The organism is Archangium lipolyticum, assembly GCF_024623785.1.
GTDB lineage: Bacteria > Myxococcota > Myxococcia > Myxococcales > Myxococcaceae > Archangium > Archangium lipolyticum.
Genome location: NZ_JANKBZ010000004.1, coordinates 501,202 through 512,460, shown reverse-complemented (window position 1 = coordinate 512,460; position 11,259 = coordinate 501,202). Strand labels below are relative to the sequence as shown.

Here is an 11,259-nt window from a genome sequence, read left to right as displayed (position 1 = left end):
CGCGCCTTCCCGGCGCCTTCATCCCGGAGCCACCATGCTCACCACGCTGCTCGTCCTCTCCGTCCTACAGTTCTCCCCGGTGGACGCTCCCCGGCTCGAGGCCCGGGAGCCTCGTGCGCTCGGCCTGCTCGCGCCGACGCTCGCCGCGCCCTCGGGCTACGGGCTGCTCTCGCATGAGCACGTGCCCGGAGTCCCCGCCCGGCACTCGTCCTTCTCGCTCCTGCGGCCCCTGGGTGAGTTCTTCACCGGCTTTGGCACGCAGCTCCTCGTGGGCACCGGCATGTGGGCCGTGGAGGTCGTCGCCCTCTTCGGCGCCACCGTCCTCACCTCCGCCTTCACCGGCGGAGAGGGCGTGGACTTCGTCCTGGGCGCGGGCACACACGCGATGATCCTCCTCAACGGCGCCGTCCTCCCGCTCCTCAGCACCATCCCCATCTGGCTCATCGCCGCCACGGAGCTCGACTACTCCCACAGCTTCATCTGGACGTGGCTCTCCGGTGTCGCCACCTACGGTGTCTTCTGGGCCGTGCAGTACAGCCGGCCGCACCGCAACGGGGGCCTCGAGCTCGTCCTCTGGCCCACCCACGTCGCCAGCTGGTTGCTCGTCGCCCTGGTGCAGACCGTCTTCATCAACCTCACCAAGGAGCCGGATCGTGCCTTCGCGTCCAGGGCTCCCTCTCCCGCGCTCCTCAACGTCGACGGGAAGCGCGTCTCCCTGGGGGCGCCGCTTCCCGTCATCACCTCGGACGTCTCGCGCCCGGGCCGCATGATGCCCGTGTTCTCGCTCGCGCAGGGCCGGTTCTGAGGTCGGAGGCCGCACGGGCCGCGTGGGTTGCCGTCCTCCCTCGTTCCCTCCTATGACGAGCGGTGGAGACTGGAGGAGTCCCGTGTCGCCTGCCGCCTCGCGTCGCTTCGTCCCGGAGAATCCACGGAGGGCCCTGCTCGGGCTCCTGTCCGTGGGGCTCGTGCTGCTGCCGGGCGCGGTCCTCGCCGAGAAGGATGTCTTCGGCCTGGGCAATGGCCAGCATGGCTCGCTGCAGGTGAGGGACCCGGGTATCGTCATCAATGCCTCCACGGCGCTCGCCGCCATGTCGCCGGTGGGCGCCACCGAGCTGAGCGTGGAGGACGCGTCGGCCTTCGCCGCGGGCGAGCTGGTGCTCGTGCTGCAGGTGGGGGAGCGGTTGTCGCTCGAGCAGTCGCGCGTGGACGCGCTCGACCTGGAGGGCTCGCGCACGGGCCGCTGGGAACTGGCGCGCCTGGCGGGTGTCTCGACCGGGATGCTGCGCCTCTCCGCGCCGCTCGTGAATGACTTCACCCTTCCGTCCCAGGTGGTGCGCGTGCCCGAGCACACGGATGTGCGCGTCTCGAGCACCGGCTCGCTGCGGGCTCCGCCCTGGAACGGGCGCAGCGGCGGGGTGTTGGCCTTCCTCGCCAGCGAGACCGTCTTCAACCAGGGCTCACTGGACGCGGAGGGCACGGGCTTCCGCGGCGGCGAGGCCGAGAAGGACGTGGCCCTGTATCTCTACGACTGCGCGGAGCAGGACGGGCCGGCGACGAGGGGGGGCGGTGCGCGCAAGGGCGAGGGGTTCGTCAGCATCCCCTTCGATGCGCTCTCGCACGGGTACGCCCGGTTCGCCAACGGAGGAGGCGGCGGCAACTGCCACGACGCGGGCGGAGGCGGGGGAGGCCACATCGGCAGGGGAGGGCAGGGCGGCCGTTCCTCGCAGGAAGCGCTCGAGCGCGACGTGGGAGGCCGTGGCGGCATGGCGCTGCGCTACTCGAGCTCCGTGGAGCGCCTGCTGTTCGGCGGCGGCGGTGGCGCGGGAATCGAGGGCTCGGGTGGAGGCGCGGGGGGAGGCATCGTCTTCGTGCGTGCCCGTGAAATCCAGGGTCCTCGTCCTCGCGGAATCATCACGGCCAACGGGCTGGCCGCGCCCTCGGCCACGACGCTTCATGGGGGCGGTGGTGGCGGTGGCGCGGGCGGTACGGTGCACGTGCGTGTCGCGGAGAAGCTCGGCTGCACGGTGCTCTCGGCGAAGGGCGGCGTGGGCGCGGACAGTGACACCTCTCCTGGAGGCGGTGGTGGAGGGGGGCTTCTGCTCGTCCAGGCGGCCGGTGGTGTGCCCTCGGAATGCGCCGCATCCGCGAGCGCGGGGCTCTCGGGTTACACGCCCGAGGGGGCCCGGGGCGCCGAGCCCATCGTCGCGGGCGCGCCCGAGTTCGAGGGGCGCGTGGAGGTCATCGCTCAGGCCTTCGCCGCGCCTCCCGTGCCCACCTGGGTCTCCCCCGGGAGTGGCGCGGCCGGGGTCGCCGCTCAGCCCCAGCTCGAGGGCAGGACGGCGCCCGGTGCCTCCGTGCAGGTGTTCCTCGATGGCTCGCCCGTCGGAGCCCCCGTGGTGGCGGATGCGTCTGGGGTCTTCTCCGTCGTGCCTCCCGAGGCGCTCGCGGAAGGGTCCCACGAGGCCCAGGCCTGGGCCGAGCAGTTCGGAATGCGGAGCGCCCTCTCGGCGCCGCTCGGCTTCACCGTGGGCGGCATGCTCGGCCTGCGGGTGGGCTTCGGGTGTGGCGTGGCCTCGGGCGGTGGCGCGTGGGGACTCGGGCTCGTCGTGCTGGCGTGTGTGTTGACCCGTGCGCGGGTGGTGCGTTGTCATCCTCGCTGAAGAACCCGACCCTGACGAACCAGCGGCGGCTTCTGCTCGAAGGCCATGACTCTGCGTGTGTCCTGAACGGGGTCGCTTCTGGTAGGAGAGCCGCCACACAGACCCAGGGAGGTTCCATGGATGCGCAGCTCGAGTTCCTGTTCGAGGGGCTGATCGGCAAGAACACCTACTATCCAGGTCTGGTCGGGCCCCCCTCGAGGGTCGAACGGACCGGGCACTACGCCGTCATCGACTCCGGCTACGAGACCGACACCTTCAACCTGGTGATCAGCAAGCGGCTGGGCGCGGAGGGTCCGGCGCTGGCCGACCGCATCTGCGGAGCGTTCAACGCCGCGCGGCGGCCCGCGGCGTGGTGGACCTGCGACGAGCTCCGCGAGGATGCGGTCCTGGAGTCACTCCGGCGCCACGACTTCCTGGAGGATGAGGTCGACGTGGGGATGGTCGCCGATCTCCGCGAGCTCCCGGAGATGCGCCCTCCCGCCGGGCTGGAGATCAAGGTGGTGGAGCGGCCGGAGGAGGTGGAGGCCTTCGGCCGCGTCATCGCCTCGCTCTTCGAGCCGCCGGATGCCCACGTGGTGCACTTCTACGAGCGGGTGGCCCGGCTCGGGCAGCTCGCGGAGCGTCCGCTGAAGCTCTTCCTCGGGCTCGTCGATGGCCAGCCGGTGGGGACGAGTTCTCTCTACTTGAGCGGGGACGGCGCGCACATCTTCGACATCAGCACCCGGGCCGAGCACCGGAACCGGGGCTACGGTTCGGCGCTCACCCACTACACGCTCGCGTTCGCGCGCGGGCTCGGCGCGAAGCGCGGAGCCCTGCAGGCCTCGCCGGATGGATTGGGCATCTACCGGCGGATGGGCTTCCGGGAGGTGTGTACGTTCCGGATCTACTCCAACAAGCTCAGAAACCCGCCCAGATGAAGTCCAGCGTCGGGAGGAAGTTGTTCCCCCGAACGCGGACGCGCTCGCTGAAGCCGTCGCTGCCCGTCACCACCTTGGTCGCCCCCTGGTCCGCGTTGGCCCACAACACGCCCAGGGTGAGGCGGCTGTGCTGGAAGAGGGCGATGTCGAGCCCGGCATGGGCGGTGACGATGAGCGGAGAGAGCGGGGCGAGCGGCCCCACGTCCACGCCCGACACCTCGAGGTTTCCCTGCGGGCCGGTGACGTAGAGGTTCAGCTCACCGCGCAGACGCAGGCGCTCGTTGAAGGCGTGGTCGTACGCGCCGCCCACGCGCGAGCGGAAGCCGGTCAGCGGCGCCGCGAGCAGGAGATCCAACGGGGTGAGGAAGGAGTTGAGCGGCTCGGCGCTGTTGGGGCCCAACGGAACGCGGAAGGAGGCCTCCGCCCGGAGCGTCCACACGTCGTGCGCGAGCACGTCTCCGGAGAGCAGCAGGCCGGCCCGTGGAACCAGCATCCAGCCGATGTCGTTCTGGCTGGTGTCCCACGAGGGGAAGAAGAACCCCTTGGCCAGGCGCAGGGCGAACGTCGGCACCGAGAGGCCGGCCTCGCCCGTCAGCCGGAGCGGCGAGCGCACCAGGGCGACGCGGGCATCCACGTGGGGGGCCACGAAGAAGAGGAGCGGATGCGTCTGGAGCTCGACGCGGTCATGCACCGCGATGCGCAGCGGGTTGAAGACGCCCACGCTCCAGGAGCCGCGCGGGCCCACGTCGGCGGTGTCCCGGGCGGGCAGTGGCTCCGCGAGCGAGAGGGTGCCGCCCAGCAGGACGAGGAGAAGCAGGGCTCTCATGGCAGCCTCCACGTGCCGGCCACGGGGGCGTGGTCGGACAGCTCGAGGGCGTTGCTCTGGACGCCGAGGCGGCCGGGCTCCTGGATGACGTCCGTGTCCGTCCACACCTCGCCCTTTCGGATGAAGAGGTAGTCCAGTGTGCGGTTCCAGAAGCCGGGCACGCCCTGGTCGTTCACCGCGTCCGGACCGAGCATCGAGTGCGTGAAGTAGGGCCGTTGGTTCGCCTCGCCCACGCCGTAGCGGGCCAGCGGGATGAACGGCTCGAAGTCCTCGTAGAACGGCTTCATGACGCTGGGCGTGTAGGGGGGCTGCTCGAACTCGGTGCCCTTGCTGCTCTCGCGCTCGTCCAGGAAGCCGGACAGCCGCAGCTTGCCGTCGCAGGACTCCGGGGCTTCCGCGGGCGCGCGCTCGTCGCACACCGGCGGCAGCTCGTTGAAGTCACCTCCGATGACCCACGGGAGCTTCTCCGCACGCAGGAGGTCGTGAATCTGCTGGATGTGCTTCTGCTTGGTGCCGTCCTGGTCATACGCCTCGGTGTGCACCACGTACGCGGCGATGGTGCGCCCGTTGCCCAGGTCCACCTCGGCCCGGCCGATGACGCGTTTGATGTAGAAGGTCGCCGTCACCACGTCCTGGTCCGTGCGGTCGACCTGGCGGATGCTCTCGGCCTTGGTGATGGGGTAGCGCGAGAAGATGGCGTTGCCCAGGTTCATGCGGCCCACGCCCTCGGACGGCACGTAGCGCGAGTCCCAGGTGGACATGTAGGCCGCGTAACGGAGGTTCGTGTTCTCCAGCAGGAAGCGCACCATGTCGATGTATGCGCTGCGCTTCGAGTCGACCTCGATCTCCTCCGCCATGAGGATGTCCGGGTCGTACTCGCGGACGAGCGCCGCCACCTTGGTGAGACAGTCCGTCACCTCGGTGGAGGACATCTGGACGCGGTCGCCCCAGAAGTCGAACCAGAAGTCGATGCGGCAGGCCCCGTACTTCACGTTCCACGCCATCACCTTGAGGGACGTGGGATTCGTCACGGGCGCGGGGTGGTCCGCGTGCGCCTTGAAGCGCGGGACCTCTTCCCGGGTGAAGTTCATGGGGTTGGCCACCCATTCGCAGCCAGCCAGCAGTACGAGCAGTGGGAGTAATCGTCTCATTTGATGCGCGATGGTACTTCGACTTTGGTGCCCCGTAATGTCGGCGTGCATGCGCTGGCAGGCGATCCTCGCGATAGAGTCTCTCCCACGATGATTCGCGAGACTCCGATCGGCCAGAGCCTCATGGGACTGACCCTGCTGCTGGCGGGCGTGTTCTTCAGCTACGACGCGCTCCCCTCCTTCTCTGGCGGCGAGGAGGCTCAGGAGGAGGATGTCACCGTCGCCAGACCCATACGCTTGCACGTGACTCGTCCACGGGAACCGGCCCCCTCCGGCGATCCCGCCAGGCTGCTCCTGGGCCTCGTGTTCATCGCCGGCGGCGCGGGACTGGGCTTCCATGGATTGCGCATGCGGAAGGCGCAGGGGGAACTGCTGCGCAACGGCGTGCCAACGGTGGGGTGGATTACCCACGTGCAGCACTCGCCCAAGAGCCTCGGCCGGCTCACCTTCCGGTTCGAGGACGGCGACGGTCTGGAGCGCGAAGGCTCCTACTCCACGTTCTTCGCGGAGGACGCGTACGTCGTGGGTCAGGAGGTCACCGTCGTCTACGACCGGGCGGATTCGCTCAAGTACATGCTCGATGTGGACCAGGTGCGGCGCGCGGAGACCGCGATGCGCCGTAGCTGAGGCGCGAGGCGACTCTCAGCTCCCAGCCTCCTCGACGGATTCAACCCGGGGGCTCGATACCCTCACCCCGTCCCTCTCCCAGAGGGAGAGGGGTTGTTGTGGGACGGCGCGGCCGGCAGGATGACTGTCAGGGTCGTGCCCACTCCCTCGCGGCTCTCCGCTCGCAGTGTGCCTCCCAGGCTCGACACGATGGCGTGGCTCACCGACAGCCCCAGCCCCGTGCTCGCCGGCCTCGTGGTGAAGAAGGGCTCGAACAGCCGCGCCAGTACCTCCGGCGCCATCCCCACCCCCGTGTCCTGCACCTCCACCACCACCTCGCCCCCAGGCCCCGTGTACGTCGCCACCCGCAGCACGTTGCGCGCCGCGTCCAGCTCGCTCATCGCCTGCACCGCGTTCAACAGCAGGTTGAGGAACACCTGGCCCAGCCGTCCTTCGTCCCCGTCCACCAGCGGCACCGGCCGGAAGTCCTTCTCCAGCTTCGCCCGGTGCCGCAGCTCACCCCGCACCAGGCTCAGCGCGTGCTCCAGCACCGGTACCAGCTCCACCCGCTCCCGTTGCTCCGGCGGTGCGCGCGACAGCATCCGCAGGTCCTGCACGATCGTCTTCAGCCGGTCCGCCCCGTCCCTCACTTCGCCCAGCGCCTCCTCCACGTCGCCCAGGTCCTCTCCCAGCTCGCTTCCCTGCTCGCGCAATGCCTTCCGGATCCGCTCCAGCTCCTCGGTCGCGAAGCTGAGGTTGGCCAGCATGTAGGCCAGCGGATTGTTCATCTCGTGCCCCACCGCCGCCGCCAGCGAGCCCAGCGCCGCCATCCGGTCCGCCTTGAAGAGCTGGGCCTCCATCTGCTTGCGCGCCGTCACGTTCTTGGCGAACACCCGCAGCCCCTCGGGGTCCAACAGCAGCGCCACCGTCAGCTCCCAGTGCCGCCCTCCCAGTTGCACCGTGGGCGGGGACTCGCCCACCTCCGCGCCCCGCTTCGCCCACGCCAGTGTCGCCTCCACCAGCGGGTGCCCCGCCCCACGCACCAGCAGATCCGGGAAGGCCGTGTGCGCCGCCGGGTTGGCGTAGCGCAGCGCCCCGTCCATCCCCACCTCCAGCATCGGCTCCGGGTGCAGCAGTGGGAAGGAGGCCAGCCGGTACAGCTCCTCCTCCAGTGCGCGCAGCTCGGTGACGTCCCGCACCAGCAGCGCCGTGGTGGTGCTCGCCGTGCTGCCCGGGGCCGGCGCTCGCACCGTGGCCTCGGCCGCGTACCACCGTGTGTCTCCCTCCACCTCCAGGCGGTACTCCACCCGTCCTCCCACGCCGCTGTGCCTCGCCGCCCGCGCGAGCGCCACCAGCGCGGCTCCCGCCTCGGGCCCCAGCACCGTCTCCAGCGCTCGGCCCTCGGCGTGGCGCGTGTCCCGCCCGAAGGCCGAGCCCGTGGGCGTCCACAGCCGCATGCACCGCTCCTGCGCGTCCAGCTCCGCCGCCAGGTACTCCGTGTGCCGCGCCGCCCGGAGCGGGGGCGGCCGGGGTACCGGCAGCGAGGAGAGCACGAAACCCTCGCTGTCGAAGAGGCCCAGCAGTGGCTCCAGCCCCGCGCCCCCCACTGCCAGCGTGGTGAGGATGGACACCAGCGCGGCCGCGTCCGCCTCCTGCAACCGCGACGTGAGGATGAGCCCGTCGGCCAGCGTGGGCTCGGTGAACTCGAAGGGGATGAGCAGGCGCTCGTCCGCACCCACGTGCTCGGCGAGGTAGGCCCGGACGGTGTTCTCCTCCGGGTGGCTCGAGTAGATGGTGGCCACGTCCGCCTCGCCGGCCAGCACCGCCTGTAGCGCCTTGCGGTAGGTGCCGTGGAAGCGCTCCTCGTGGAAGGTGTCCGAGGCGGTGTGCCCCCGGGCCTGCAGGTGGCGCACGGGCAGCAGGTATCCGCCTGTGGAGCGCGGAGCCACCCAGGCGGCGCGCGTGCCCTTCAACGTCTCCAGGGTGAGCGGCCGCTCGGCCCTGCACACCAGCGCCGCGTGGTAGTACCAGCGCCCCGCCCGCACGGCCCTCAGCACCGCGCGCGACTCCGGCTCGAAGGCGGTGCACTGCTCGGCGGTGCCCCAGGCGAGGTCCACCCGGCCTTCCACCAGCTCCCGCTCCAGGGCCTCGTACGAGGGCGCCAGCTCCACCACCACCGGGCGGCCCAGCCGCTGGGCGAGTGCCCGGCCGAAGAGCTCGGCCCGCACGTGCTCCTTCACCTCTCCGAGCGACGGGGAGAGGAGGAAACGGAGGGGCGCGGCCGGTATCGTCACGTGCATGTCTTCGCGGGCGCCCGGGGCTCCCCGGAGCGCCTCCGTACTCGAAGCATGCCGGACGTCCCGAGAATGCGCACCTTTCGCGCCCTGAGGGGGCGCACGCACGCGACACTTTCGCGCACGCCGGGAGGGCTCAGGCGTAGACCTGATCGCTCTCGACGGACGCCTCCAGGCGGTGGTTGAGCTGCTCGAGCCGGCTGTAACGGGCCTGCAGCATCTCTCGGTAGGCGCGATGGTCCGAGTGGGCGATCTCGTCGAGCAACTCACGCAGGGACGAGTCGAGGACCTCCTTGAGTTCGCGGGCCTCCACGGCGGTCATTTCCAGGAGCATGACGGCTTCCTCCTCGCGGAAACGTTAGGCACCGCGCACCCCGCTGGCCCCACGCCTCCACTCGCCGCATGCGCGCCGGGGCGAGGAGCCACCCCCTGTCCCCAGGGCCGCCCCTCCTGCCAGCCCTTGCCGTGGCGCCGGGTGTTCCCCACTCAGAAGGAGAGGGGCCCGGTGCGGGAGGGCGCGGGGGCTCGTGAGGAGGACGTCATGGTACGGCTGGAAGAGGTGCGTGAGGGCATGGTGGTGCGGGACGCGGAGGGCCGGAAGGTGGGGCGCGTGGGCGCGGTGGGCGAGAGCCACTTCGAGCTGGAGCCGCGCCTGCTGTCTCGCGACGAGTTCCTGGTGGAATACGCGGACGTGCGCCACGTGCGCGACGGCGAGCTGTACCTCGAGCGCACCCCGCACCTGCTGAAGCTGGAGGACGACGACGGTGGCGCGCTGCCCCCGCGGCACAGCGAGGGCCTGGAGGCGGAGCCGGTGAACGTGAACGTGGACGAGGAGGAGGAGCACCCCATGGGTCATGGGTTGGACGGCTCCCTGACACACCTGTGACGGGCCCATGACGGGCCGCGGCACGAATCCCGCACAACCCGTCAGGCCTGTCGTGAAGAGGACGATAACTCCCGGGAATCACAGGAGAAGTGCGGCCCGGGGATGTCAGACCCTGAGTGTAGACCCGTCCCTCTCGGAACGGAGTGGGGAGGGTCATGAAAAGGGTTTCGACGTCCTGCGCCATGGTGGCGCTCTTCACATGGGTGTTCTCGTGCAGCTCGGCGCCGGCACCGGAGGAGCCGTCGGAGAGGACGGTGGCGCGCGGGCTGACCACGCCGCGCAAGCTGCTGCCCTTCGTGGCGCTGGCGGACGGGCGGGTGCTGGCCGCGGGAGGGCACGACGGCAGCCGCACGCTCGCGAGCTGCGAGGTGTACGACCCGGAGACGGGGGAGTGGCGTGCCACGGGGGCGCTGCGCACGGCGCGGCGCAACCACGCGGCGGTGGCGCTGACGGACGGGCGCGTGCTGGTGGTGGGCGGCACGTACTCGGCGTCCTTCGGCGCGCTGGCGAGCGCGGAGGTGTACGACCCGGCGACGGGCCGGTGGACGGCGGTGGCGGACATGGCCGAGGCGCGCAACGACCCCGCGGCGGTGCTGCTGCCGGACGGACGGGTGCTGGTGGCGGGCGGCTTCGACGTGGACCGGCACCCGGTGCGCTCGGCGGAGCTGTTCGAGCCGGCGACGGGGCGGTGGACGCGCACGGGCGCGCCGACGTCCGCGCGCGGTGGTGCCCAGACGGGCGTGGTGTTGGCGAGCGGCAAGGTGCTCTTCGTGAGCGGGCTGCAGGCGGAGCTGTACGACCCGGCGAGCGGCCAGTGGACGAAGGCGGGCCCGGTGGGAGGCGCGGCGGGGACGCACCGCTCGGGGCACACGGTGACGCGGCTGCCGGATGGGCGGGTGTTGGTGGTGGGAGGCACCACGTCGCGTGCGGCGGCCACGGCGGAGCTGTACGACCCGGCGAGCGGCGAGTGGCTGTTGGCGAAGGCGCCGGGCACGCCGCGCGAGGGGCACGGAGCGTGGGTGGAGGAGGGTGGGGACGGGCGGGTGCGGGTGCGGGTGGTGGGAGGCTTCCATGTGATGTCGGGGGCGCTCGCGTCGGTGGAGAGCTACGACGTGGCGTCGGACACGTGGAGCGCGGAGCCGGCGCTGGGGACGGCGCGGCGAGGGGCGGGGCTGGTGCGGCTGCCGGACGGCGCGGTGCTGGTGGTGGGCGGCTCCAACGACCTGGAGGGGACGCTGGCCACGAGCGAGCGGTACGCGCCGGGCGTGTGCCTGCCGCTGACGTGCGAGGCGGCGGGCCGGGTGTGTGGCGCGGTGCCGGACGGGTGCGGAGGGACGCTGGAGTGCGGCCCCTGCGCGGTGGAGTCGCGGTGTGGCCCGGAGGGCTGCGGGGTGGAGCGCGCGATGTTCGACCCGGAGCTGAGGGCGCCGCGGTGTGATGGGGTGGAGCAGGGGTGCACCTCGGGCACGCTGCTGACGGGACGGGGGCGGCTCGGCCCGGAGTCGAACGCGCCCAACACGCTGTGGGGCTCGTGCGAGGACGGCGACGGTGGCAAGCACGAGCGGGACGAGGCGCTCGACGGGCTGCGGGTGGTGACGGTGGAGGGAGGGACGCTGGCGCCGGGGAAGACGGTGCGGGTGGAGGCCACGGTGTGGGCGTACACGGATCCGGGCGAGAACCGGTTGGACCTGTACTTCGCGGCGGATGCGCGCAATCCGGCGTGGACGTACCTGGCGACGCTCACGCCGAGCCGTCCGGGGGTGCAGGTGCTGTCGGCGACGTTCGTGCTGCCGGGGGGCGCGTTGCAGGCGGTGCGGGGTGTGTTCCGCTACGCGGGCAGCGCCGAGCCGTGCCCCGGCGGCGTCTTCGATGACGTGGACGACCTCGTGTTCGCCACGCGGTGAGAAGCGCGGTTTTCA

General features: G+C 71.4%; 10 protein-coding genes. 6 read left to right on the top strand and 4 right to left on the bottom strand.

The features are described 5' to 3' along the window. Positions 1–34: 34 nt before the first annotated feature. The 3 genes from NR810_RS12410 (at position 35) to NR810_RS12400 (ending at position 3,577) form a co-directional block, all read left to right on the top strand. A complete protein-coding gene (locus NR810_RS12410) occupies positions 35–805 on the top strand; it encodes a hypothetical protein (protein WP_257451726.1) in 771 nt (256 codons plus the stop codon). Between the two features lie 82 nt (positions 806–887). Continuing rightward, the gene (gene agmC, locus NR810_RS12405) at positions 888–2,660 is read left to right on the top strand and encodes an adventurous gliding motility protein AgmC (protein WP_257451725.1); all 1,773 of its coding nucleotides are present in this window, start codon (positions 888–890) and stop codon (positions 2,658–2,660) included. A gap of 116 nt (positions 2,661–2,776) precedes the next feature. Next, entirely contained in the window at positions 2,777–3,577 is an 801-nt protein-coding gene (locus NR810_RS12400; protein ID WP_257451723.1) for a GNAT family N-acetyltransferase, read from the top strand. On the opposite strand, the gene NR810_RS12395 is transcribed toward NR810_RS12400, so the two are convergent. Continuing rightward, positions 3,558–4,403 carry a hypothetical protein gene (locus tag NR810_RS12395; RefSeq protein WP_257451722.1) on the bottom strand — a complete coding sequence of 282 codons (846 nt, stop codon included), beginning with the start codon at positions 4,401–4,403 and terminating at the stop codon, positions 3,558–3,560. The two genes, NR810_RS12400 and NR810_RS12395, sit on opposite strands and share 20 nt — an antisense overlap. Continuing rightward, positions 4,400–5,494, bottom strand: a complete 1,095-nt coding sequence (locus tag NR810_RS12390; protein ID WP_257451720.1) for an endonuclease/exonuclease/phosphatase family protein — start codon at positions 5,492–5,494, stop codon at positions 4,400–4,402. Before NR810_RS12390 ends, NR810_RS12395 begins: the two co-directional genes overlap by 4 nt. A gap of 150 nt (positions 5,495–5,644) precedes the next feature. Between NR810_RS12390 and NR810_RS12385 the strand changes: the two genes are divergently transcribed. After that, complete coding sequence (locus NR810_RS12385) at positions 5,645–6,181, top strand: DUF3592 domain-containing protein (protein WP_257451715.1); 537 nt, start codon at positions 5,645–5,647, stop codon at positions 6,179–6,181. A gap of 62 nt (positions 6,182–6,243) precedes the next feature. On the opposite strand, the gene NR810_RS12380 is transcribed toward NR810_RS12385, so the two are convergent. After that, positions 6,244–8,454, bottom strand: a complete 2,211-nt coding sequence (locus tag NR810_RS12380; RefSeq protein ID WP_257451713.1) for a sensor histidine kinase — start codon at positions 8,452–8,454, stop codon at positions 6,244–6,246. Between the two features lie 136 nt (positions 8,455–8,590). Next, a complete protein-coding gene (locus tag NR810_RS12375) occupies positions 8,591–8,788 on the bottom strand; it encodes a hypothetical protein (RefSeq protein WP_257451711.1) in 198 nt (65 codons plus the stop codon). 207 nt (positions 8,789–8,995) lie between these two features. Here NR810_RS12375 and NR810_RS12370 point away from each other — a divergent pair, with 207 nt between their 5' ends. Together NR810_RS12370 and NR810_RS12365 are read left to right on the top strand one after the other, a co-directional pair. Beyond that, the gene (locus NR810_RS12370) at positions 8,996–9,340 is read left to right on the top strand and encodes a DUF2171 domain-containing protein (RefSeq protein ID WP_257451709.1); all 345 of its coding nucleotides are present in this window, start codon (positions 8,996–8,998) and stop codon (positions 9,338–9,340) included. 155 nt (positions 9,341–9,495) lie between these two features. Then, the gene (locus NR810_RS12365) at positions 9,496–11,244 is read left to right on the top strand and encodes a Kelch repeat-containing protein (protein ID WP_257451707.1); all 1,749 of its coding nucleotides are present in this window, start codon (positions 9,496–9,498) and stop codon (positions 11,242–11,244) included. Positions 11,245–11,259 lie beyond the last annotated feature (15 nt).

Bases quoted from the DNA above. Each gene is read 5' to 3' on its own strand.
- NR810_RS12410 (WP_257451726.1), top strand. From the start codon at position 35: ATGCTCACCACGCTGCTCGTCCTCTCCGTCCTACAGTTCTCCCCGGTG.
- NR810_RS12400 (WP_257451723.1), top strand. From the start codon at position 2,777: ATGGATGCGCAGCTCGAGTTCCTGTTCGAGGGGCTGATCGGCAAGAAC.
- NR810_RS12395 (WP_257451722.1), bottom strand. From the start codon at position 4,403: ATGAGAGCCCTGCTTCTCCTCGTCCTGCTGGGCGGCACCCTCTCGCTC.
- NR810_RS12390 (WP_257451720.1), bottom strand. From the start codon at position 5,494: ATGAACTTCACCCGGGAAGAGGTCCCGCGCTTCAAGGCGCACGCGGAC.
- NR810_RS12385 (WP_257451715.1), top strand. From the start codon at position 5,645: ATGATTCGCGAGACTCCGATCGGCCAGAGCCTCATGGGACTGACCCTG.
- NR810_RS12375 (WP_257451711.1), bottom strand. From the start codon at position 8,788: ATGCTCCTGGAAATGACCGCCGTGGAGGCCCGCGAACTCAAGGAGGTC.
- NR810_RS12370 (WP_257451709.1), top strand. From the start codon at position 8,996: ATGGTACGGCTGGAAGAGGTGCGTGAGGGCATGGTGGTGCGGGACGCG.
- NR810_RS12365 (WP_257451707.1), top strand. From the start codon at position 9,496: ATGAAAAGGGTTTCGACGTCCTGCGCCATGGTGGCGCTCTTCACATGG.